Raw genomic sequence first — 23,504 nt, forward strand, 5'->3', positions numbered from 1 at the left:
ACTGCATCCGGGGGCGCGGGAAACATGGTGGCGCGGGTTCGCACGGTGGCTTTCCAGGGCATCGAGGCCTTGCCGGTCGATGTCCAGGTGATGGTCGGGCCGGGCAAGGTCGGCATGCAGATGGTAAGGCGGATTAATTTCTATTTGCCGACATAGCCCGTGATGCGGTCGAGTTGAGCTGAGAACTGAATCCACCTACATGAGGCGCGATGAATTCAGCCGCCCCAAAACCTCTCGCATATTCGTACATCCGGATGTCGACCGACATCCAATTGAAAGGCGACAGTCTTCGAAGGCAGGAACAAGCGTCCAAGAGATATGCCGAGCAGAATGATCTGCAACTCGTCGAAGACTTTAAGCTGGAAGATATCGGAGTCTCGGCGTTCAAAGGCGCCAACGTGGCATCCGGGGCATTGGGCAAATTCCTGGCGTTGGTCAAGAGCGGCGGGATAGCACAAGGGTCTTACCTGCTGGTCGAATCCCTTGATAGAATTAGCCGACAGCAGATTCTTGATTCCGTTCCCGTGTTCTTCGACATCATCAAGAACGGCATCAACGTCGTGACGCTGGCCGACAATCACGTTTATCGGGCAGGGGACACCAATCTAAACGACGTGATCTATTCGGTCATTGTTCTAGGCCGCGCCTACGAGGAATCCAAAACGAAAAGCATRCGCGTGGGGGAAGCGTGGAAGAATAAGCGGAACAACGCCGGTCACCGAAAACTGACAAAGGTCGCACCCGCATGGCTGGTGTTGCGAGAGGACCGGTCGAGCTTCGACGTGGTCCCGGAACGGGTGGACGTTGTTCGGCAAATTTTTCAGTTGGCGGATGCCGGCCACGGTTCATTTGTGATTGCACGTCGGCTTAACCAATCAAGCGTGCCGACATTCACGAAATCCAATGGTTGGCACGAGTCCTACGTTACCAAAATCCTGAATAATCGGGCCGTACTCGGTGAATTCCAACCGCACCGATACAATGAACATGGGGATCGCGTGCCGTCCGGAGACCCGGTACCCGGCTATTTTCCCGATATCATCGACGAGGATCAGTTTCTCCGAATACAGGCTTCTCGGCGAAGGAGGCTCGTGGAGGGTGCGGGTCGGAAAGGCCCGGAATATAGAAACCTGTTCACCAAAATCGCCAAGTGCCATTACTGCGGAGCACCGATGAGGTTCGTCCACAAAGGACGGCCCCCGAAGGGATCTCAAGGGCTTAAATGCACAAACGCCGTTCGGAACCTGGGTTGTGACAGCTCTAGCTGGAAATACTCCGATTTCGAGACGTCATTTCTGTTTTTCGTGAAGGAAATCGACCTTAGCGCTACTCTACAGGCGGCGGCCGAGAATTCCGAACGTTCATCAATCGAGCAGCAAATCATTGCCGCCGAGGAGAAGCTGCTGCAACTCAAAGAGAAGCAAGACGCAATCTTCGAGTTGGTGGCAACTCCGGGCTCTTCAGCCACATTCGTCAAGGCAAAGCTCGATCAGTGCGCGGACGAAATAGCGGCGGCTGACCGGCTGATAGGCGAACTACGAGAACGACTCGTCGCAATTCAGCCCCTGCCCTCGATTTCACCATCCGAGTTGCGGTCACAGATCGACGCGCTGCAGGATATGTCTGCTCCGGATATATTCGAGCGACGCGCAGTCGTCGCGAACCGGCTGAGATCGATCGTCAGTTCGCTGCGTGTAGCCGTCAGTGGCAATCAGCCTAACCTGCGGAAACTCGCACAGGCCTTGCAGGAGCAGGGCCTTGATCCGGAATATCAAGAACGGCTTCTCGCCCACATGGAAAGCACGGAGTTGGCGTCGCAGGGGTACAATCGCACCTTCAACGTCATGCTTGCAGATGGCGTTAGGCGCCTCGTTGTAGTCAAATCTGACGATCCATCCGACTTTGTCGCGGAGGTTGTAATCGACAAGACCGGCATGGTCTCCGGTAGTGATCACAGCGGGAGGTCATTGGACTTTTTCAATGAATGGCGCAGGGATTCGGCAGCTTGGGACGCTGTTTTTGACGAGCCTTCAGGGACACAGTAGGCAAGGTTTTCTCACCCAACCGCAGCAGGGTGGGATTTCGACGCTATAAATAGTCGGACCGGTTATCCGGCTATCTCAGTCAGAACCTTCAGAACCGCCCTTCTCCTTTTCCCCATTTTTTCATTTTTTCCCATCCGACAACGGTTTTTGAACCGTGCCGACGGCGATCCTCGCACGATTTCAAACGCCCAAACCCATTTCCCCGCCGATTTTCGGCGGGTTTATATCCTATTGAAAGAAGGCCAATCGCATGCACCAGACGTTCTCAACGCCCTCTCACACGACCATCACGAACCAGTACGCATCTTGGTTTGATGACACGATCAATCAGTTCGCAGAAACCCATAAAAGCAGGTTCGAATCGATCTCGATGTTCAAGAACCGGAACGGGCGATTCATCACGATCTCTTTCGACCACAACCGTCGCAATCAGCGGCAAGAAGATGCCGCGTTGTTCGACGGTCACGGTGTGAAATCCGAGCTGGACACGTTCACCGACGTATACAACGCGCTCTGTCGTGAGCTGATCAACCGCAATTACCATCGCCCTTCGTTCGATCGTCTAAAGCCGCTGGCAATCGGTTGCCTGGATATGAATGGTTCGAGATATTGGAGATCGATGGGAGCGCTAGAAAACCCACACATTCATTCGATCTGGGTTTTCACCGACGAGATCAGAGATCGGTTCGAAAAACTAGTAGCCGACTATTCCCGATTTCAAGGCATCAAAAATCGGTTTTCGATTAGGGAGATCGATATCCAGCCACTCAACCATGACCATCGAAATTCGACGGGTGAGGGTCGTGCAACCTCGTACATGGCAAAATTCATGGGGCACAATAATCGACAGCTTCTAGTAGGTGACGATTTCAGAATGTTGCCGATCAACCGAACTCAAGTGATTGTGCAATGACGTAGCCGTGATCGGTGACCTCAATCGTCGTCTTCGTCGTCCGGTTCATCATCTCCATCGTCGGGTTCTTCCTCCTCACCGTCGACGCTGACAATTTCGATCCAATCCCAATTTTTGGCCTTGATCTCTGCGGAGAGGCGTTCCGCCATCGGTATTGCAACTCGATATCCTGGCTTTAGCAGGTCAACGAGATCGCCAACCTTGGCTATTTCGGCCGTGAAGCCAAATTCGAACGTCCTGGTCTGAATTCCACGCATATTCGAAGCAGTTACCTGAATGTCGATAGCAAACGGGCCTTCGCTGTAAGGATCAATCGCCGCAATCCCTTCGAACTCCCAACTGCGACCATGCCTGAAATCAGCACAATGAAGCTCAATGACTGGGGATCGATTCGGACCGACGGCAAACTGCATCTCATGCCTACCAATAATCGATGGCCGAATGGAATTTGCATGAAACCCAATGCCACCGAGGATGCGCGATTTGGGCCTAGGAGCAGCTGGTCCAAAAATCGGGTAGTGCGTGAACCGATTGTGAAGGGTACCGCCTCTGCCAGAAAGAGTGAGAACCAAGCTCTCGGCCTGCAAGGTTCCGACATTCTTCAGGCAGAAAGAGAATGGGACCTGGCCGTAGTGGACTTCAAGAAGCCGATGGACCGAGGCGGCATATGCAGGAATAATCTTGGTCCGATAGTTGCGGTATCGATCACCATAGCTGTAGTCGCGGTGGAAGTTGAACGGCGAGTCGTCTTCTTGACTTGGGTTGTGCCGGATGACATGGGAGGCGATCGCCTTCCGGGCATCATTGGGCAGTGGTTCGATGCGGTAGATCGTCTGAGGCTGAGCCAGGCCAAATTGCAGGGAAACGTCGATCGACGGCTGAGATTGCTCCAACTCGCGCACTCGCGCCTTTAGCCGGACAACCTCTTTGTCGCTTGGGCTAGGCTCGGGCTCTAGCAACCAATGATCCGGCATCCTCCAGGATTTCAGTGCGTGGCGAGATGCGATCGCTATAGGGTTTGTGTCGTACGTCAGCAGCAGCTTGCGTTCGTCAGGTACGTCTCTGGCGTTAAGAACCTGGGCGACCACGCGATCGTCGCCCCCTTCTGGATCGAGATCGTCATATTGATCCCAATCGATCCGCTTATGACGGGCAATAGCAAGGTCGACCGCTGGAGAACTGTCGACGATCCTATGAGGTGCTGCGGTTTCAGCGGCAGGGGAAATTAGGCGATTAAATGCTCTGGCCCGCTTACCAAGTCGCCCATCACGTTTCCGCTTGTCGATCTCGGTATTAACCTGTGGAACGACCAGAACGAGGATAGGCCCTTGACCGTCCAACTCGCTCCACGGCAGCGTTTCCAGCGGTTTACCCTCAAGGGCAACCATGCTGTCGATGAAGACAACGGTGGAATACTTCGTGTGATCGAACGCTGATTCCATAACGAGGCAGGATAGCTGCCCACGAAACCCGTACCAACGCCCTTGGTCGTTACGCCGGCCGAAATTTTCGCCCCCAGGGGGCTTGCAACACGCCTTTACCGCACCCATTTGACCGCCACAGCGACAGAATGGCTCGTGGCAATGTATCAATGGGAGGACTTCAGCATATGGCGGCGTGCTGGCAAGGAAATCTGTCCAAGAGCCAAGTGCTCGCAGATCATCCTTCAAGCAATCAAGCCAAGCCATACTTGCCGAAGTCTCCCAATTTCATGACTCGCAATTCGATCGAAAACTTAGGGCGCCGCTTGTCCAGCGGCTCGTTATGTCGATCGAATTGGAGACATCATGGAAAATCTGGGCTCAGTCGCGCAGGTCGAGGCGGAAGCAGAACTTCAGCCTAACTACAACACCCACTATCAAGCTGCTCCTGATCAGAGGCGGACGGTCAGGCGAGGGACAGCGAACGAGCAAAGTTATTTCTCGACCATCGATCCTGACGATCAGCCCGTTACGGTCACAATCCGACCTGAAAACATCCAATTTCCACCCAAGCGCAAAGGCGGTCAGAAAAAGCCGCCCGTGACAGCGCATCTGATTATCGGGTTCGACACCGAATATCAGTCCCGAGAGCCCGTTGGTCCAACCAAGGACGAGGCGCGGGGTGCAAAGAACGAAATTCTCTCCTATCAGTTCTGCACCAGGCTGATCTCACAAGGCCATCAGGACGAAACACCGGTCCAATCGTGCGGGATTATTATTCCACAGGAGGGACAACGGTGGCTGCTGAGAAATTTCATTGCGGCAGCTATCGGTACGTTCATCACCGAACATCCTGATCAAAAGGTCCCGACCGACATCTATCTGGTGGGGCACTTCACCCGAGCCGACTTGCCGATGTTCGAGGAATTTGCCGATGAGGCAAAGCTCACGATGAGCAACGTGCGCAGCACGCTCGTCTCGATCGACCGCGCTATTCCAATGGAGTTGGTCGACGTGCAAGGTCAGGAGATCGCGGAATTCAAGATCAGGCTGAGGGACACGATCCTTCTGGCTCCTGCCAACGCGAAGCAGCTTGCAGATGTCGGCAAGATGCTCGGCTTCAACAAGATCGAGCTGGCAACCACTGCCGCACAAGAGCGAGAAATCAAGAAGCGGATGAAACAGTTCCGGTCAGAAAACTGGCCGATGTTTCGGGAATACGCGATTCGAGATGCGGAAATCTGCACGCAATACGCCGAACAGCTGATCCGCCAATATGACAATCTGTTCGGGAAGTTCGCGATGCCGCTAACACTGACCTCATTCGGTTCTAAGCTCGCGATCGCGCAGTGGGAGAACAAGGGGTGGAAGCCGGATGACGTGTTGGGCCGCGAAGAGAAAAAGATCCAGTCATTCAGCAAAAAGCTCGGCTATTCGGTCACCAAAACGATCCATCCTCATCAGGAACTCGTCCACTACGAACTGGACTTCGTGTCGGAGGCTTATCACGGCGGCCGTAACGAGCAGTTCATGTACGGGATCTGCGATGAGGGTATTTGGCGGGATCACGATCTAAGCTCGGCCTATCCAACGGCGATGACGCTTCTGTGCAAACCGATCTGGGAGAAGATCGAGGGGGACGTCGCAATCGATCAGATCGGTATGCTGGACCTTGCCTACRCATCGGTTGACTTCGAATTTCCACAATCCGTCCGGTTTCCCACCCTGCCAGTCAGGACAGCCAACGGCATCATTTTCCCGCGAAAGGGACGTGCATGTTGCGCGGCTCCTGAACTGGCTCTGGCGAGGCAGCTCGGGGCAAAGCTGGAACTTCGTCGTTCTGTCAGGGTGCCTGTCGAACAAGGTGTCGGGGTTTTTACCGACTTCATCAACGACTGCATCAGCCGCAGGAAGGAATTCGACAAGGGCACATTCGGCAACCTGTTCTGGAAGGAGGTCGGCAACAGCACCTATGGCAAGACGGCACAGGGGTTGCGGAAGAAGCGGGTCTACGACCTTCGCGGTGATGACATGGTCGAATTGCCAGAGAGCGAGCTAACGCAGCCGTTCTTCGCCGCGTTCATCACGTCATACACGCGGGCCGTGCTCGGCGAAGTCCTCAACAGGTTTCCTGACATCGTACAGGTTTTCAGCGTGACGACTGACGGTTTCCTGTCAAACGCCAACGACGCCGACCTGGAACACGCTACAGCAGGCCCGATCTTCAAGTCCTTTAGGCAAGCCAAGTTGAAGCTTGGACGCGACGACCCGCCAATGGAGGTTAAGCACACGATCCGCCAACCTATTGGCTGGAGAACCAGAGGGTCGGCTACGCTGAAGCTCGGTGAAGGGACCGAGAACAACATCGTCTTGCAGAAGGGTGGTATCAAGCTGGACACGCGGGACCTCAAGCAAGATGAGGAAAACGCACAGATTGTCGAACTATTTTTCAACCGGACGGCCGGTCAGCAACTGAGATACGAATCCGGCGTCGGCCTGAAGGAAATGATCCGGTTCGGCGCCGATTTCGTGATGAGGACAGTGACCAAACGCCTGTCGATGGAATTCGACTGGAAGCGAAGGCCAATCAACCTTCTGGACAGATCGGTCGAATTCCAGGGGCAGACTCACACCCACCTGTCGTTCTCTACGGTACCGCTCGAGGATTTCGACGAATTCCAGAACGTTCGGGAAGCGTGGAATAAATGGGCCACGAATCCTTTCAGGATTCTCAGGTCCGTTCCGGACCTGAGAGCTTTCCAGCATTTTCTGGAGACCAAGCGAAAGACCAGCGATTCGGTGATGCGGTATTCCGGCAAAACCGATGGAGACCTAAAGCGAGCAAAACGGGACCTGACGCGGGCGTTTAAACACTACCAGGCAGGATTCGACCTGGTATTGAAACGAATGGGCAAAATTCGGCACAACAGGTTCTGCGAAATCCTCAATGAGGTGGGAATTCCTTGTCAGCTATCCGACCTGGACAACGCAAAGCGGAACACATTCGAACCTCACCAATGGATCGAAAGTGATAGGTCGGTCGCAGCCTTGATCAGGTTGAAAGAGGAATATTTTTGGGAACTTGATATAGACATGTTTCTGGCCCGGAAAACCCCGGACGAAATTTCGAAGGCCATCACCGTCTCACAACACTTTCATCACAATCGACAGGCCATCGAAATTCCGCCCGGGCTTCCCCGGGCAATATGAATGGGTTTTAAAATATTTAAAAAAACGGACAAAAGCGGGAATGGGGGTAATGGGATTTAATTTTTTAAATTATTCATATATTCAAGACAGCATCCCTTCGGGATGACCATCGTTTTCCGTAATTGTTTCTTCTCCCACACCCATATAAATCTTTTACGGGATTCCCCTTTTCGGAAATCGCCAGTCTCTCGACAGTATCCCAACGCTGCATCGAATTTCGATAATTGCCGACGACGTAATCTACCGGAGCCAAGCTATCCCCACGTTGGGATCGCAGGATTTCGCTATAAAGGTATCTCAACGGGGTTGGGTTGCTTTCTCCGTAATTGTTACTTTCCTTACCCACACCCGCATAGGTCTCTTACGGAACTTTGTCGCTGACACAGGCAGCTCGCAATATATGAGGGACGGGTCGGAACCGTCATCTGATGTCTATATCCTAACTGACGTCGCATTTCCGTAATTGTTCAATGGGTTACATCATGCTTACTGCACTTCTTTGACGTACGGATGACGCTACTTCGTATCTTTTTAGCAACACCGAAGAATTTAGCGGAAATAATACTTGAACCATCGAAATGTAAAAGCCATCTCCAGCGCGGGCGGCGCATTGAGCGGCCGCGCGAGCGACGGAGATTACAATGACGGAAGCTGAACTGAGTGACATCCCATTGGACGATTTGGTGCACGAACTTGGCCGGCGGGTGGGAGAAGAGGAAAACGCGGATATCTATTTGTATTTCGGTGACATCGATGATGAAGGATTTCGCCAATTGCACTCCAAATCCCGGGAGGGCCGGCATTCTCGGGCTATTCTCATTCTGACCACAAATGGTGGAGATGCGTCGGTCGCCTATCGAATCGCGCGGCAGTTCCACCAACGTTATGAACGTTTCACCATCTACGTTCCAAACTATTGCAGGAGCGCAGGCACTATTCTGGCGCTTGGGGCGCACGACCTGATTATGAATTCCGATGCCCTTCTTGGTCCAATCGACCCCCAGCTGCGAAAGCGCGACGAGATTTGCACGACAGAGTCGGCTCTTTCTTCCCGAGCGACACTGAATGCCCTGGGCGAGATGGCCTACGGGGTCTTCGAGCCGATGGTCGTCAATCTAATCACCAAGAGCGAAGCAGGATTGAGTTTCGAGCTTAGCAGTCAGGTATGCGCGGATTTCACCTCCCGCCTGATGTCGGGTTTGGTTTCGAAACTGGACCCAACGGTGTTCGGTAGACACAAACGCGCTATTGATACGGCGATTGAATACGGGAAGCGTCTGGCTGAAGTCTCCGGCAACGCGCCCCAGGAAGCGGTGGAGCAACTGGCGACGGCCTACCCTGATTGTCGTTTTGCGATCGATTTCGCCGAGGCCGCTAAATTGTTCCGCAACGTGTCAGAGCCGTCGGAGCTTTTGAGGATGTTTGCTGCGGCCGAGCAAATCGAAGACGATGTAGATCCCCACGAGCAGGCTGCCGATGAAAGTTACGACGGCGCCCAATCCGATGATGAGGAGGATCAGCCTGCTGAGGACCAGGGCCCTACGTATCATTGACGTCCAAGGGCACAATCGCGTTGACCTGTCCAGCCATCTAAAGGGACGCCGTTGTCGATCATCAAAGAAAGGAGATCGCAATGGCATTCGAAGGACTGAAACTGGTCGCCGCCCCGAAGCAGCTTCCCAACGATCCGGCATCTAAGCGTCGGCAGCGATTGATCATGCAGATCGACCATCAGCTTTATATGGCTGAGCCGGAGAACGTCGGCCGGAAATTCCGTGGTCGTTGGTGGACTGTCGATCTCGATGGAAAGCCGATCCTCGCGATCAAGTACGGCAAGGTCCCTCTGGAACTTGCCAAGGGCAAGCACGCGATCGCATGCGCGGATATGCCGGCTGTCGTCGATGCGCTGAAGAAGGCACGCGAAGCCGCGATCGAGGGCACGTTCGACGGCCAACTGGCAACCGCGTCGGAACAGGTCCGAGCACGGTTCAAGAAGGGCCGCTGACTGAAATTTCCGAAGAGCGACACCCTATCCCGTCTGCAACGGCGGGATAGGGCCACCTAGCCCCTCTTTTTCCGACCTGCCTTCAACGTAGCGGGCATCTGCTCGCTGGGATCAGGCTCTCGGAACAGCTGCCCGATGTGAATCTCAAGCGCCGCCGCGATCTTTTCTAGTGTTATGATGGTCGGGTTACGCGCTCCGCGTTCCAAATACCCGACATAGGCCCGCTCAACGCCCGCTGTCAGGGCCAGGTCATCCTGTGAGATGCCTCGCTCAACCCTCAAGCGCCGTAGATTCCAGGCGACCAGTGACTGCACTTCCATTTTCAGGAAGCAATCAGTTGCCCTCGCCAGAAACCACGTAATATAAGACCATGATTAGGGTCGAGGAGCTTATCTCCTCGGGGTGCCAGACTTGTCGGGGGAATAATGGACGAGACCGCTTCGCCGGCTGCTACGATCGACTGCCCGTATTGCGCGGAGCCGATCAATCCGAAGTCCAAGAAGTGCAAGCATTGCGGAGAAATCCTCGATCCACAGATGCGCGAAATCGAGCTTCTGAAAACCCAGCGCAACAACCCCCAGGTGTTCATGAACGCCGGCGGTGCAGCAGCCGCGGCTGCAACCGGAATTAGCGGTCCGGTCAGACGGTTCCCGCACTGGATTCACATCCTTCTGGTTATCCTGTCCGGTGGGCTTTGGATACCGATCTACCTGTTGATGTACCTGTTTCGGAACAAGCGGTACTACTATTGAGGGGACGACCAATGAGCACTGTATCGCGAAAAGCCTTTAGTCGGCGCCTTCCTCAAATCGCCATGATCGCAATCGCAATCTCAATGCCGGCGCCTGCATTCGCGGATAGCAGTTTTCGTGGGTTCACGGTTTCAGACAGTCCTGACCAGGTGGATAAGATCGCGAAGGACGACGGGATGACCGTGAAATGGGGGGCTCCTGTGTTTGACCCTGATGGTAACGGGAGGCTCGCGACGCTCAAGGATGGCGACAATGCCTGCGGATGGATCACATTCAACGGCGATCAGAAGATCGAGTCGATGTTATTCGGAGAATGCTTCTTCGGCGGCGAGGGGTTGGGGCTGCGCACGGTTGCCCAGGAATTCGTCAATAAGTTCGGCGGTCCTGCTGAAATGGAGGTGATCTCCGACCCGATGTGCAAGGATGCCGAGCCATTTCGGTTTAAGGGTAGGACATCTGAAGGCGAGCAGTTCCGGATCGAACAGAGCTGCGGCAACTGGAAGCTTGAGGTCACCGTCGAAATCACGCCGGGACCGGGGAAGGGCCTTAAGTTCTAAGGACCCCGTACCGGAACACGAATACGGGCAATGCCCGGCACGGAGACTTCGGGCTGAGTTCACCAATTTCCCAACATTGAATCGACAGCCGTTCGCTATTCGCGCTAGACGTGTGGCCGGGGTTATTCTGGGGCCATGTTTCGCGTCTTTTCCGTCTGCGTATCGCTGTTTTTTGCATTGGCTGTGCTGGGTACATCGGCGGCCCGCGCTGGCCTGCAATTCGAGGGCGGGCAGGTCACCGGTGGCTTTCACTACGTTGTCGTCTCGGGTCAGTTCGCTTTTCAGGACGACCTGGCTGGTTTCGAAAACCTCGTCCGTGCCAACGGAGCAGTTGCCGTCACGTTCAAGTCTCCTGGCGGCAACATCTACAAGGCGATCGAGCTTGGCCGGCTTATCCGCCGATTGGGCCTTAGCACGATCCAGTTCAGAGCAGGCGAGTGTGCCTCGGCTTGCTCCCTCGCTTTCCTCGGGGGCGTGCTGCGTTATGCCGATCCCGGATCAATAGGCGTTCACAAATCGTCGTTTCAGGGCGATACTGCCCTAAGCACCCAGGATGCAGTCTCCGCCGTTCAGCAGATCACCGCCGACGTTATCACCTACATGATCGAAATGGGCGTTGATCCCGCCCTGCTTCAGCTGTCGCTGCAATACGACAGCAACGACATTCGCTATCTGTCGATGAGTGAGATGGTGAAGTACCGCGTTGTCACGTCCTCGCCCGGCGGCGATCAACCGGCTGTGGCGAGTCATGCACCGTCCTACACTCGACCTCCGCCTCAACCTGCCCCGCCGACCGTTGCCTCGCAACCTCCGCCAACAGCAAATCCGTCGCTGTCAATTCCGGATGCCCGTTCGGGTCGCATCGGTCATCCCAAGGGTTCTGCACCGCTAAAGGCACTACCAGAGCCGAGGTCAACGAATGTAGCCGTGCTGAGAAACGGCGCCGCAGTCTCGATCATCGGCAACACGGGCCGTTGGTATCGCGTTCAGGTCGGAAACAAGATCGGCTACATGCACGATACCTGGGTGCATGTCGATCAATATGACGGTGGCCCATTTGGTCGGCGGCACATCCAGGTCAAGAGCTTCGACAACTACGCCGAGGCCGAGGCCTACGTGCGCTCCGCATCAATTCCTCTGTCTGCCTACCTCGCCAACAATGGATGGTTTGCGATCACGCTGAGTGACACCTATGACGAGGCGATGGCTAAAGGCCTTGTCAGGGAGATGAAGGCGAGAGGCGCAATCCCAGATGACGCCTATTCGACGTTCGGCAATACCTACGTTCGCAAGGTATGCTGCCAATAGCTGAAGGCCGGCTACCTACCGACGGCTTGCGCTTTGCAGAAGTTCGCAAAGGCTGGTGACTGCCTCGTCAATGCCTCGCTCGTCGCGCTTGTAGAACACTCGGATTCCAACCCTCGTCGCCGAAACCAACTTGGCCTGTGTCAGCCACCGCATGTGCAGGCTGACTGACTCCTGCGTGAGGCCGAGACGCCCGCAGATCAGCTTGTTGGTTAGGCCGGTCTGTCGTGCGTCGGGAACATCGGGAAAATACAGCTCGGGCCAGTTGAGAAAGTCGAGGATCTTCAGCCTGCTTTCACAAGCCAACGCCTTGATGACACGAGCGTCCATTGCCGTTCTCCATCAGTTCATCCGATGGGCGGCGCTATCCTCAGGCTAGCGTTTATCGGCAACGGCATTCCTTTCCCGCATCGGCTAGCTCCCCGGGCGGTTAAGCAAATTTGATGTCGAAAGTGCCTTCACTTCTCATCGCGACCTTTGCGGGCAAACCCGGGATGCCCGCTGGAAATTGATAGTCGTAGTCAATCGCAAACGTGCCGCGAAAGTGATTGCCATCGATAAAACCGAGGGCTTCGGTGTAGCATAAAGTTGTCACATCAAAGGGCATCACCCCTGCCGGACTTAAGAGCGTTTTGGGAAACGTCGTCCCGGCCTTGAAGCTAACATTCAATAAGTTCTGCATTAGGGTCGGATTCTCGACGTCGGAGGATATGAACTCCTCAGACGTGTTGAACACCAATGGTGAGAATCCCATCGCTTTGTGAAGGTCATCCATCGCGGCAAAAGCGGACCTTACCTCCACCTCGGCAGAAATTAGCCCATCTTCCCTACGAAAAACCCTGTCTCCAACGACAGCATTTCGCAGGCCGTCCATGTTTATGTTCAAGGGGATGGTGGCGACGTTCTTTTCGTAGATCACCTCGCCACCTAAAATCACCGCACTTGACCCCATGCCGTGTGCTAGCGGTTTCCCGAGGTCAATCTCAACGTTTGCCTTCTTTTTCATCGCATCTGGGCCCAATAGATTGCGCAGCATGGGCAGCAACTGATCGGTTTCTTCCTTCAGCCATTTGACCACCGGCGTATCTGGTTTTCCCACTCGATATACCCGGAACTCTCGGCCGTTCGTCAGCATGTAGAACTCAGCGGCGATTTCTGGATGCGTAGCGTAGGTGTGGGCTTGCTGACTATCCTCAAGCGAAAGAGCAACAGACGGACGCTTAGCCTCAACAACCCAGCGAGCATAGGAAACGACTTCACATATAAAGTCGGGCCGCCCTCGCAGCAGCGGATCTTTCTTCGTATCTTTGTGACCCAGAAAGACCCGATCATACTGTAGTGGAATCTGGCTTCGCAAATTTGCGACTTCGCTACCTTGCCGATATCCTAATGCCCGACAAAGCGGACGAACAAGTTCGCCTGCTACGTCGTCTTCATTCATCGTGGCGATATCGTGCTCTGCGAAAATGCTTCCTTGCGGCACGGCTTCCATCGGCATTCCCAAAATGAGTCGTCCCACCCAACTTAAGACTAAGCTGTTACGGGAGCTACGCGTTCGTGTTGCACCCCACAGTTGGTTTTACGCCCTGCGTGATTCACCCGTCCCCATCGGCAGCGGTTGTCTAAGGCGATTTTTCTGACGAAGCCGGGCTATCAGGGGGTAGCCACTATGCATCACAGTCGAATCGACCCGCAGCTCAGCCGCAAGCGGTCGGTGAACTCGATCGTCGACTTGGTGGCGCGCCAAGACAGCATGCAAATTCAGTCAATTTGGYCGAAGGATCGCGTTTGCGAATACCTCCTCGCCTCTGACAGTCGGCGGCATACCTGGCATGCTTGGCTAGCCGTTCACGGCGCCGCCATTCGGGATGCAGCCGAAACGTACCGGCATCTCACCTTCACCAAGTCCCGACAGATTCTGGCGGATGCATTCGGCTCCTGCCCTGCTGGAATGGTCTCGGCACTCGGCAAATTCGGACCGTTTGCGAGGCAAAAACATGCTTACTTCGCACTCCACCAAGTGCTTTCGGCAGGTGGATCACTGGCAAATCACATGTATCAGTCGGCGAAAATCGACGATGAGGTCCTTGTCTCGCTCGCGTCAGCTACCGCTTTTTCGGCGTCGAACCGCGTCGTTCGGGCGCTACTGAAGCGCAGCATCCCCGCCCCGGTAATGGTCGAGCTGCTATGGGTGATCTCAAGATTGGCAACCATGTACGACGAACGGCAACTCGTCCGGTGTGTTGTTGAGGGTCGTCAACCGGCAGCTATCCTGGCGAATTTGTTCGGTTTGGCCCCATTTCCTGCGCCACCGTTTGGGCAAATCGGCGGATTGATCCCGATACTCACGGCTGAGGAGCTGCGGAAAACAGGAAAGCAATTTGGCAACTGCCTGAAAGGCGGAGAGGAACTAGCCTATGCGCTGACGTCCGTCCTTGCCGGCCAGCGCTATTTTTATCGCTGGGACGGTGATCACCCGACGCTCCTCTCGTTCTGCAGATGTGGGCCAGCAGGTTGGGTTTTGGCCGAACGTTCAGGTCTACGAAATGCCCGCGTAGCGGAAGCCACGATCAACCGAATTGCGGAAGTGCTGACCGGCGTCCCGAATGTCTTCGTCGGCAAGAGCGGCGCCGGGATGCTAGAGTGGATCTGCTCGCGGTAGGCACAACGGCCATTGCGTCCACTGTTGATTAGCTTTTCGCCAAAAGCTACGAAGGTCCGATTGCTTCGAAGGAGAACGCCTTGGCCGACGACACCTTGAATTTGATCGAGTTAACCGCAGAGATCGTGTCTGCCTACGTCGGCAACAACGCGGTGCCGGTTGCCTCACTACCGGACCTGATCCAGAGCGTGAATTCGTCTCTTTCGAAAATTGGCCAGCCTGCTGAGCCGGAGAAGGTGGCCCTTACGCCCGCAGTCAATCCGAAGCGGTCGGTCTTCCCCGACTACATCATCTGCCTCGAGGAGGGGAAGAAGTTCAAATCGCTGAAGCGCCACCTGACGACCCACTACAATCTGACGCCCGAACAGTACCGTGAGAAGTGGGGCTTGGCTCGCGACTATCCAATGGTGGCTCCAAACTACGCTGCTCAGCGATCCGCATTGGCAAAGGCGAGCGGGCTTGGGCGGAAGACGGCGGCTAAGCCGGTCAAGAAGGCCAGTGTGAAGCGCAAGGGCGGCTAATTTGGGAGGGGGCATCACCCGGCGGCGTCAGTACTGTTGAGACTGCACATCCTGATCAACCAGCCTCCGCCTGGCTGACGCTCAAAGACACTCAGGGACGTGCCGTTGCCGACTGCCTCCCCTTCTGAGTAGGCGGCCAGCGTCCAGTCAAGGTTTTCCGAACTGCCCGCTTCGATCGCTTGGAGGGTCTTGTTGGGTCCGGTTGCGAAACACTCCTGAGGAGCCTTGATTTCCGCCTGCCGGGCTCGTCGGAACAAAGGCCCATATGGGCGGTTAGGGGGCCTGCGGTCATCTCCGCTCTGGTTGTCTCGTTGCGCCAGTCCGTCGCCGTTCCCTTCCGGCGACGGACTGTGTTTTCCGTCTCGCATTCAGGCGCGGAAAGACGCATGGTTGCCATATCCGTTAACCATTGGCTTAGGGCGGCGACTGCACCGCAAGGGGGTCCGAGTATGTCCGAACTCCTGTACCCACGCACGTACCAATGCTGGTACCACGCGAAACTGATTGCTCAGGCCCACGTTACCATCCAGCTCTCCATCAAGAAGTTGCGAGAGACCGAGCAACTGGTCGATCCCTATCGATTGAGCCCATACCTGACGAAAAATGCAGTGGCTATGGAATGGACGGAGCGCGGTTGGCGCGTCACCGTAAGCGAGTACGGCGTGGGCACGGTGGCTCGCACATTCAGGGATCGCTTGTCAGCCTTCAACTTCGCCGAAAGCAATGTGATGCGGCTTGGTCTCGATAAGATGACTGCATCTGGACGGCAATAGGAGCCCGCACCGCGGGGATCGATGCGGGCTCCCGTCGGGGAAAATGCCAAACCCGACACGACGCGTACTGGGGTTTTGGGAGGGGAATGCGTCGCGGCGACCGAACCTGCTCCTTACGGACTTGTTCCAAGAAAAAACCCGGTCAGAAGCCGACGAGGCTCGCCAATTCATTCCCCTGGAACGAATCCGACCGGGACGTGGAACCAATTCCACACGCCAAAGTTAGGAAGCGCTACCGGGGATTCTGCCCATGCTTCTGGCTCTGGACGATGCGATCTCAACCGCCGTTTTGGCTGGTAGAGACGCGGACGCGGAAATCTTCGGCGTGATCGATCTCACCAGCAAAATCGAAAGCCGAATCGGCGCCATCAGCTTGGGGCGCGCTATCCAGTTCGTTGCCAACGCTTCGGTGCTTGGCTACGACGTTCGCGGCGCCATGGTTCTCTACGGGCCGCCAGGCACACCAAGCCTCCGGAAACGGGACTGCGACCGCCTGTGGGCGCAATACGGGGGCGCGTTGCTCCAAGCGTAGACAAACCGCTTCCTTGCTGAATCCATCCGCACATTAGCGCGTTTGCAAAATAAAGCCGGCCGTGTCATTTTCCCCTTGGGGAGTGGGGACAATGTACAGGCGAATTGTATTTTGCCTTTCGGCGTCGCTGGCAATATCCGGCTGCGCCGCTGACTATCTCAACAACTATGACACCATGATGTTGGCGTCGGGCGATGCCAACAATGCGAACCGCCTTTTGCAGACGGTCGATCCTTTCAACCCCAACAGTAACAACACCCACATCGAAGGGGACGGGCAGCGCAGCGCTGGTGTCGCAATGCGATATCTCGGAATTCCAAGGGCACCGTCGGCTCAGGCATCCGGTGCGAACTCTGGCGGCGGAGGCGGAGACTCAGGCAATCATCCGTGCGATCTGCGCACCCAGGTTGATAGCTTGGGGCGGCCCTGCGGTGGACGTGCCGCCGAAGCGAAACCAGGCGGCCGAACCGGACACGAGGCGGACTAGCGATGGTGTTCCGATTGGGTTCCCGTCATCGCCGGCCACGCAATGCGGTGCCGCGACGCCTGATCTTCTTCACCGTTGTCGCGGCCGCCGCGCTTGCTGCAGTGACTGCGATGAAGCACCCCGACGATCTACACGAGATCAATCTGCAGAACTTGGCCGGCACCAAGCCGGATGCGATCACCGGCGTCGCCTCCGTCATCGATGGCGATACGATCGAGGTGCACGGTCAGCGTATCCGCTTCAACGGCACCGATGCACCCGAGAGTCGCCAATATTGCGACGACGCCAAGGGTTTCGAATATCCCTGTGGCCGGCGATCGGCTGAAGCGCTGGACAAGTTCCTTGCCGCATCGAGGCCGGTGCAATGTACGTTCGTGACTTGGGATCGCTATCACCGCTTCGTCGGCGACTGCCGGCGAGCTGACGGCACCAGCGTGGCGGCGTGGATGGTCGAGCATGGCCAGGCACTGGATTGGCCCCGATACAGCAATGGTGCCTATGCTGCGCAGCAGGCCAAGGCAAAAGCAGCAAAGGTCGGTCTATGGGTCGGCCAATTCGACGCGCCGTGGGATTGGCGCACGTCGCATCCCGATGGAGCGGCGCCGTCGCGCCAGCCACTGGGGATGATCGGTCGTAAGCTGGTCGTGCAGAGCGGCGGCTATTCATGTGAGCCGCGGCGGTACTGCTCGCAAATCGGTTCGTGCGACGAAGCCCAATGGTATTTGCAAAACTGCTCTTGGGGCGGGAAGCTAGATCGGGATGGAGACGGGGTGGCATGCGAAAGACTGTGCTGAAATGTGCCTTGGCATGTTGCTTGGCATCTTCGCAGTGCCTTGCTGGCACGCCAAAAGGGGAATGTCCGAATCTCTGGAAAATGTATGGACTGTTTATGAGAGCCTCTTTGATCTGCAACTTCCCGGAATCTAATGCGATCAGAAAGACACTGGGTCTGTTGAAGAAGGATTGCCCCAATTCAACACAGGCACTCGCACGCCGCTACATGACTGATGGATTTCGCGAATTTGATAAAGACATGGCCGCCAAAGGTCACCCCAAAGCCTGCGGTGATATGTTCACTTTGATGGACACTGTTGGAGGCTGAGAAGCCAAGACCGATCCTGCAACTGCCGCGACCTTCGAGAGACAATCAGGTTAGATCGTTCGGACTTGAAGAGAGAGCCGTGACGAGGTTCTTGACAGATTGTGGGAAATACCTGTTGCCGCCTGGTGTGACGATACCGGCCTCATTCAGGTGGCGGGCCAGTTCTGAGTAAGACATAGACGCCCAGCTCTCAGGCAAGAGGCCTCGCATTTGGCTCGCAAAGTTCGCTGCCCTCGCCCTATTTACCATAGCCAGCACGCGCCCGTTCTTTCCAAGCACAACTCCCCTGCGCTTAGCTTGTGCCAATGCAGCCTTGGTTCGTTCTGAAATCAGCCGACGTTCTTCCTGGGCGAGAGCGGCAAAGATGTGCAACTGAAAGTCCGTCGCATTCGGCATTTCGACGATCACAAGGCGGACTCCCTTCTCCATCATCGCTGAAATGAAGCTTACGCGTCTCGAAAAGCGGTCCAAACGGGCGATTAGCAGGGAAGCTCCGGCCGTTTTCGCGGCATTTATCGCTTTTGCAAGTTCAATTCGTCGATCGTTTCTGCCTGATTCCACCTCAACAAATTCTCCGACCAGCTCGCCATGAGCACCGGCAAATTGCCGGACCATCTGCTGCTGAGCCTCTAATCCGAGACCGGATCGAGCCTGCTTTTTGGTCGAAACGCGATAATAGCCGACGTATTTCATGGGGCTCCGTCAAACATAAACGCTGGTTTATGTTTTAAGGGCTCCTCCCTAAATGCGGTCCGAGACAACGGCGCCTGGTCCCCTGGAGGAAAGCTGACGTGATATCGAGAGAAGTGCTGTACCAGCTGGTCTGGTCCGAGCCCATGACGAAAGTCGCCGAGCGATTCGAGGTTTCGGGCAGCTATCTGGCTCGTGTCTGCACAGCTCTGAACGTTCCTCGACCTGAGCGAGGATATTGGTCGAAGCTCGCCGTTGGAAAGGCTCCCAAGCCAGCACCATTGCCGGAAGCTCGACCCGGAGACCAGACATCCTGGTCGAAGGATGGCGAGCTTCAGGTGCCACCAAAGCCGCGGCTACCGCCTCGGCGCCGATTGGACACCCCGGTACGCATTTCCAGGACGAAGATTCATGGGCTGATCCGTGGGGTCAAAGAGCATTTTGAGAACAGCAGGCCTGTGGACGAAGGAGCTTATCTAAGGCCGTTCAAGAAGCTTCTGGTAGACGTCACAACATCCAAGGCCTGTCTCGATAAGGCACTCGACTTCGCCAATGACCTGTTCAATGCCTTCGAGTCTGTCGGACATAGGGTCGTAATTGCCCCACCGGACGAGCCTTTGCGCGGGGAAACTCCTGACGAACGCGAGGTCCGCAGCAAGGAGCGGAACCCCTACTACCATAGCCGTCTCTGGTCCCCTAACCGACCAACGGTCGTCTACATTGGCAGCATGGCCATCGGACTTTCGGTCGTTGAGATGTCAGAGGATGTCCTGATGCGCTACGTCAATGGCAGATACATTCGGGATGCCGATTACGTTCCGCCGATGCGTTCTCGCGACTACACGTGGACCACTACCAGGACCCTGCCCACTGGCAGGTTGAGATTGATCGCATACTCTCCCTATTGGCGGGTTACCTGGTCTGCAGACTGGCAGGAAACAAAACAGAAATCGCTTCGCCCATCGGTAAAGTCGATTGTGCAGTCAGTTGAGGAGGCTGCGGTCGATTTAGTTGGCAAGCTGGAGGAGGCTGATCGACAGGCCAAAATCGAACGCATCGAAAGAGAGGCCGCTGAAGAACGGCGACGCCGAGAGGAGGATCGCCGTCGCGTCGAACAGTCAATTCAGGACAGCCAAGACCATCTGGGCAAGGTCATCCAGCAATGGTCACACGTGATGAGCATTGAACGCTTCCTTGCGGGCGTGGAACAGCGCGCACACGAACTACCTGGCGATGATCGAGGTGCCGTGCTGGAACGGTTGAGGCTTGCGCGCAACTTCCTGGGAACCCAGGATCCCCTTGATTTCTTCCGATCCTGGAAGACGCCGCAGGAGCGGTATCGGCCGAAGTATCCGAGTGTGGGTTCGGACGAGACCTAGCGCACGCGCGGCGTCGATTCTCGACCTTCATGCCAAAGAACTTAGATTCGTGCCTGACTGCGCAAGGATTCGACTGCCGATCGGATGGCGTCATCTTTCGGCTGCACGCTACCCCATTCTTTCCAGAAATCACGTGTGGCGCTATCTGGTGTGACCTTGGGCACGTCTAGTTTAATGCGCGTTGGCAGAAGCACGGCATCGCCCAACAGCAAGGCTTCGCCGGTGTCTAGAAGTGGCATTATGCTGGTTAATCCCGCCAGGGAATCAGGCATGAGCCGCTTTATCACGCCTTGGTCCGTCTCGTTCGTCAATCGCAAAGCTAGGAAGTTATTGCACTGGCTAAGGATCGTACGGCTTACATCCGAGGGTCGCTGGCTGACAACGAGCAGCGAGAAGCCGTATTTTCGACCTTCTTTTGCAATCCGTTCGAATGAACCGAGCGCTTGCCGCTGCACCGCATCCGCATCATCTCGGACAGGCAGATAAAGATGAGCCTCATCACACAGTAGCGTGACTGGCGTGCGGTTGTTGGGACTCATCCAGAACTGAACGTCGTATAGCAGTCGAGCCAAAGTTCCTGTCACAACAGGAAGCACGTCCGCCGGGACCTCGGAGAAATCAATTACCTTGATACCGGCCCCACCGTTGGAAGTGAGGAGTTTAAGCGCTTGGTCTGCCAGCCAGTCATATGACATCGCCTCGGCGGGTGGAGCGAACATGAACCCATATCGTCTATCATCTAGCTTCGCTTCCAGCCTTGACAGGAAACGAGTGAGTTTGTCCTCCCACTCCCCTTTGACGGGGCCATTCTTACCCATGCCCTTCGTAGTGTTGTCGTTTTCGAGGAGCTTTACGAGCTTTCGCACGTCGTAGGGTATGGGCGAGTCAACTGTGAAGGTCTTTTTTACTGCGTCTCGCTTCTCCATCTCCAACGTTGCACCCTTCAGGTTTCTCACGTGCAACGTGAATCGAGAAGCTTGATTTGGCGCGTTCTGGTCGCTTCGGTCCAGAATCATTGACAGCATTTCATCGCGATTCAGCAGCCAATATGGGAGGAAAAGCACCTCATCTCCGGGTTTCTCCAGGTCGCCAGGTCCGGCGATGCGGAATTGCTGCGCAAATCCGCCCACCTTCTTGTCGGCCAATGGGGCGTACTCACCATGCATATCGAACACGATGATGTTCGGATATTTCAGTTTGGCGGCTCGCTCCAGAATTAGAGCGACAGCCCAACTCTTGCCTGACCCGGTGCTACCCAAAATGGCCGCATGGCGCTGAAAGAATTTGTCGCCGCTCGCGATAGCGTCCGCTGATCGATCCGCGACAAACGTCCCAAGCTTCAAGCGCTCGTCTTCTGAAAATCCCGCACCAAGGATGCCCATAAATCGTTGAAGGTTCACCCCTTCGATCACGAAGGCGTCACGATCGATCTGAGGGAAGCTATCAGCCCCGCGTTTAAAGGTGTTGGTTTTTGCTCCTTCGACGGTACGAAACGTGCCAATGAGCACCGCTTGAATGAGATCTGTCGGTACTGCAGCCAGTAACACACCATCTTCACCTGCATCGTCGAGGTCCGGAAGTTCATCTCGCACAGTTCGAGTGACGCGCTCCGTTATCGCGATAAGATATTCCCGCTCGGTTGCGCCTCGAATTGCCACGAGTTGACCGATACCGATCCGAGTAAGGAGCACAGAGTTGGTCACATCGATCGCAACCCGGCTGGTGTCGACCGACGCCACGCGACCGACCTTGTCGTCGTCAGAGAACTGCAGTGCGGCTTCCGTCATGGTTCGAGCACCTCTGAAATAAAAGCAGTGAGATCCCACAGTTCTAAATCCGGAATGAAGTGCTTCGTCTTGTTGACGAAGACCGATGAGCCGTCCTTGCCGGCAACGGACCCGTGCTGGATAGCGATGACGTTGGCACAGTCTTGCGCCAGCTTCCGGGCGTTATCCGAGAGGGTATGGGTGAGGAGGAGTGTGGGAAGGCCACCTCTGATCCGAGGCGTCAGATGGGTCTCGAGATGATCATCGTTGAACCCATAGCCCAGGACGAGAAAGCGACTAGCTTTGTCGATCGCACCGTTCGCGCGCTCTCGATGCCGGTCAAATGGGCTCTCGTACCCATTACGGAATTTGTTTAATCCCGGCGTTATGATCAGGCGTGGCAGTGGCAGATCGCCTGCATAGCTAACTGGCTTTCCTTCGCGACTGTACCAGTCCAAGCTTCCATGCGGTTTGAAAACGTTGACTCGCTGCCGATACCGATACTGGACGCTTTTACCCTTAAGCGTCACTTCTCTACAAAAGCTTAGCCGGCTTTCTTGCTCGTTTAGATGGCCGGCAAACTGTCCGACAAAGAGCGTATCGACGCCGAGACCAGCCTCCTCAGAAGCGATCTCTATTAGCCGGTCATAGTTCGTGGTAATGACCGGAACACCAGTCGCAGGCTTCAGCAGATGTTTCAGGAGTCTCGTAAATCGCAACGTCCGCGTTCTATCAAAAACTTCGGTAACAATCTCACGCTCCCTAAGTGCGATTAGCTCCGCCGTTTTCGCGACAATCGCAGCCTCCAGGGTGGCGCTGGGAGGCTTAGCAATGAGAGCGGCCTCCAAACCATTCGCTGCAATCATCGGCGACAAGTCCGCCCACAACGCCTTGTCGTCGTCCAAGAGACTAGCCTCGATCGTCGCTTGAAGATGGTCCGCTAAGGCACCCATGCCTGGAAGGCCCTCTGCACACGAGAGGCCCGATCCCACAACAGTTACCAGCCCGTCAGTGAAATGGCGCTGAAGCAGCGATTTTAACTCGTCCAGTTCCAAATGCCCCCCGACTACGTTCCCATCCCAAATAAACCCATCACTACTTGGGAGTGGAAGTTCCGCTATTCAAGGTTAAAAGTAAGCGCAAGCTTGGTCTGGCGCGGGCCAGTGACCTTTTTTTTGGGGGGCATACGAGAACACGCGCTGATGGCAGGCCAAGGGGTAGGCTTCTGGGGTAAAGCCGTCGAGGCGTTGCACTTACCCCAAGCAGGGATTGCCGAACTGCGGCTGCTGGCCTGTACTGGGGCGTCAAGCCGGTGTCATGAGCGTCTCGGCCCGGCGAGTGTAGTTCACCCCTAACGACGGGTGATTCTATCAGGAGCGGTGAG

Annotated in this window: 23 protein-coding genes and 1 pseudogene; 17 read left to right on the forward strand and 7 right to left on the reverse strand. The window is 55.6% G+C overall.

The window, feature by feature from the left end; translation table 11 throughout:
* Positions 1-24: 24 nt before the first annotated feature.
* The 3 genes and pseudogenes from LCM4577_RS00870 to LCM4577_RS00880 all read left to right on the forward strand — a co-directional run.
* Positions 25-126: pseudogene (locus tag LCM4577_RS00870) on the forward strand (ATP-binding protein); the annotation flags it as partial.
* Between the two features lie 83 nt (positions 127-209).
* A complete protein-coding gene (locus LCM4577_RS00875; RefSeq protein ID WP_071069065.1) occupies positions 210-2,045 on the forward strand; it encodes a recombinase family protein in 1,836 nt (611 codons plus the stop codon).
* A 250-nt stretch (positions 2,046-2,295) separates the two neighbouring features.
* The gene (locus tag LCM4577_RS00880; RefSeq protein ID WP_071069067.1) at positions 2,296-2,958 is read left to right on the forward strand and encodes a hypothetical protein; all 663 of its coding nucleotides are present in this window, start codon (positions 2,296-2,298) and stop codon (positions 2,956-2,958) included.
* 20 nt (positions 2,959-2,978) lie between these two features.
* On the opposite strand, the gene LCM4577_RS00885 is transcribed toward LCM4577_RS00880, so the two are convergent.
* Positions 2,979-4,400, reverse strand: coding sequence for a hypothetical protein (locus tag LCM4577_RS00885; protein WP_071069069.1), 1,422 nt, complete (start codon positions 4,398-4,400; stop codon positions 2,979-2,981).
* Positions 4,401-4,745: 345 nt separating this feature from the next.
* Between LCM4577_RS00885 and LCM4577_RS00890 the strand changes: the two genes are divergently transcribed.
* From LCM4577_RS00890 to LCM4577_RS00900, 3 genes are all read left to right on the forward strand, one after another.
* Positions 4,746-7,589, forward strand: coding sequence for a DNA polymerase (locus tag LCM4577_RS00890; protein ID WP_116389946.1), 2,844 nt, complete (start codon positions 4,746-4,748; stop codon positions 7,587-7,589).
* 641 nt (positions 7,590-8,230) lie between these two features.
* A complete protein-coding gene (locus LCM4577_RS00895; protein ID WP_071069071.1) occupies positions 8,231-9,142 on the forward strand; it encodes an SDH family Clp fold serine proteinase in 912 nt (303 codons plus the stop codon).
* An 80-nt stretch (positions 9,143-9,222) separates the two neighbouring features.
* Entirely contained in the window at positions 9,223-9,594 is a 372-nt protein-coding gene (locus LCM4577_RS00900; RefSeq protein WP_071069073.1) for a hypothetical protein, read from the forward strand.
* 56 nt (positions 9,595-9,650) lie between these two features.
* Here the strand turns inward: LCM4577_RS00900 and LCM4577_RS00905 are convergent, their stop codons facing one another.
* Positions 9,651-9,914 carry a helix-turn-helix domain-containing protein gene (locus LCM4577_RS00905; RefSeq protein ID WP_071069075.1) on the reverse strand — a complete coding sequence of 88 codons (264 nt, stop codon included), beginning with the start codon at positions 9,912-9,914 and terminating at the stop codon, positions 9,651-9,653.
* Positions 9,915-10,019: 105 nt separating this feature from the next.
* On the opposite strand from LCM4577_RS00905, the gene LCM4577_RS00910 reads away from it, so the two are divergent.
* From LCM4577_RS00910 to LCM4577_RS00920, 3 genes are all read left to right on the forward strand, one after another.
* Positions 10,020-10,346 (forward strand): hypothetical protein, encoded by a 327-nt coding sequence (locus LCM4577_RS00910; RefSeq protein ID WP_071069077.1) that lies wholly within the window; start codon positions 10,020-10,022, stop codon positions 10,344-10,346.
* A gap of 11 nt (positions 10,347-10,357) precedes the next feature.
* Entirely contained in the window at positions 10,358-10,903 is a 546-nt protein-coding gene (locus LCM4577_RS00915; RefSeq protein WP_131803397.1) for a hypothetical protein, read from the forward strand.
* A 135-nt stretch (positions 10,904-11,038) separates the two neighbouring features.
* On the forward strand, positions 11,039-12,211 hold the full coding sequence (locus LCM4577_RS00920) for an SH3 domain-containing protein (RefSeq protein WP_071069081.1): 1,173 nt from the start codon (positions 11,039-11,041) through the stop codon (positions 12,209-12,211).
* Between the two features lie 15 nt (positions 12,212-12,226).
* On the opposite strand, the gene LCM4577_RS00925 is transcribed toward LCM4577_RS00920, so the two are convergent.
* On the reverse strand, positions 12,227-12,538 hold the full coding sequence (locus tag LCM4577_RS00925; RefSeq protein WP_071069083.1) for a helix-turn-helix transcriptional regulator: 312 nt from the start codon (positions 12,536-12,538) through the stop codon (positions 12,227-12,229).
* 100 nt (positions 12,539-12,638) lie between these two features.
* Positions 12,639-13,700, reverse strand: coding sequence for a type I restriction enzyme HsdR N-terminal domain-containing protein (locus tag LCM4577_RS00930; RefSeq protein WP_071069836.1), 1,062 nt, complete (start codon positions 13,698-13,700; stop codon positions 12,639-12,641).
* A 177-nt stretch (positions 13,701-13,877) separates the two neighbouring features.
* Between LCM4577_RS00930 and LCM4577_RS00935 the strand changes: the two genes are divergently transcribed.
* The 7 genes from LCM4577_RS00935 to LCM4577_RS00965 all read left to right on the forward strand — a co-directional run bounded on the left by LCM4577_RS00935 (position 13,878) and on the right by LCM4577_RS00965 (position 18,285).
* Complete coding sequence (locus tag LCM4577_RS00935) at positions 13,878-14,870, forward strand: hypothetical protein (protein ID WP_131803399.1); 993 nt, start codon at positions 13,878-13,880, stop codon at positions 14,868-14,870.
* Positions 14,871-14,950: 80 nt separating this feature from the next.
* On the forward strand, positions 14,951-15,391 hold the full coding sequence (locus LCM4577_RS00940; protein WP_071069087.1) for a MucR family transcriptional regulator: 441 nt from the start codon (positions 14,951-14,953) through the stop codon (positions 15,389-15,391).
* A gap of 449 nt (positions 15,392-15,840) precedes the next feature.
* A complete protein-coding gene (locus LCM4577_RS00945) occupies positions 15,841-16,164 on the forward strand; it encodes a hypothetical protein (protein ID WP_131803401.1) in 324 nt (107 codons plus the stop codon).
* Positions 16,165-16,414: 250 nt separating this feature from the next.
* Complete coding sequence (locus tag LCM4577_RS00950; protein WP_071069089.1) at positions 16,415-16,696, forward strand: hypothetical protein; 282 nt, start codon at positions 16,415-16,417, stop codon at positions 16,694-16,696.
* Positions 16,697-16,787: 91 nt separating this feature from the next.
* Positions 16,788-17,183 carry a hypothetical protein gene (locus LCM4577_RS00955; protein ID WP_083354628.1) on the forward strand — a complete coding sequence of 132 codons (396 nt, stop codon included), beginning with the start codon at positions 16,788-16,790 and terminating at the stop codon, positions 17,181-17,183.
* A 2-nt stretch (positions 17,184-17,185) separates the two neighbouring features.
* The gene (locus LCM4577_RS00960) at positions 17,186-17,977 is read left to right on the forward strand and encodes a thermonuclease family protein (RefSeq protein ID WP_083354594.1); all 792 of its coding nucleotides are present in this window, start codon (positions 17,186-17,188) and stop codon (positions 17,975-17,977) included.
* A complete protein-coding gene (locus LCM4577_RS00965; protein ID WP_131803402.1) occupies positions 17,959-18,285 on the forward strand; it encodes a hypothetical protein in 327 nt (108 codons plus the stop codon). Before LCM4577_RS00960 ends, LCM4577_RS00965 begins: the two co-directional genes overlap by 19 nt.
* A gap of 45 nt (positions 18,286-18,330) precedes the next feature.
* On the opposite strand, the gene LCM4577_RS00970 is transcribed toward LCM4577_RS00965, so the two are convergent.
* Positions 18,331-18,978: a recombinase family protein gene (locus LCM4577_RS00970; protein WP_071069090.1), complete on the reverse strand. Its 648-nt coding sequence runs from the start codon at positions 18,976-18,978 to the stop codon at positions 18,331-18,333.
* 143 nt (positions 18,979-19,121) lie between these two features.
* On the opposite strand from LCM4577_RS00970, the gene LCM4577_RS00975 reads away from it, so the two are divergent.
* Entirely contained in the window at positions 19,122-20,354 is a 1,233-nt protein-coding gene (locus LCM4577_RS00975) for a hypothetical protein (protein WP_131803404.1), read from the forward strand.
* 41 nt (positions 20,355-20,395) lie between these two features.
* Here LCM4577_RS00975 and LCM4577_RS00980 read toward each other — a convergent pair whose 3' ends face one another.
* Both LCM4577_RS00980 and LCM4577_RS00985 read right to left on the reverse strand, forming a co-directional pair.
* Positions 20,396-22,141, reverse strand: coding sequence for an ATP-binding protein (locus tag LCM4577_RS00980; RefSeq protein WP_071069094.1), 1,746 nt, complete (start codon positions 22,139-22,141; stop codon positions 20,396-20,398).
* Positions 22,138-23,175, reverse strand: a complete 1,038-nt coding sequence (locus tag LCM4577_RS00985) for an SIR2 family protein (protein ID WP_071069095.1) — start codon at positions 23,173-23,175, stop codon at positions 22,138-22,140. Before LCM4577_RS00985 ends, LCM4577_RS00980 begins: the two co-directional genes overlap by 4 nt.
* Between the last annotated feature and the right edge of the window lie 329 nt (positions 23,176-23,504).

Source organism: Mesorhizobium sp. LCM 4577 (assembly GCF_001854795.2).
In the GTDB taxonomy this organism is placed as follows: Bacteria; Pseudomonadota; Alphaproteobacteria; order Rhizobiales; family Rhizobiaceae; genus Mesorhizobium; species Mesorhizobium plurifarium.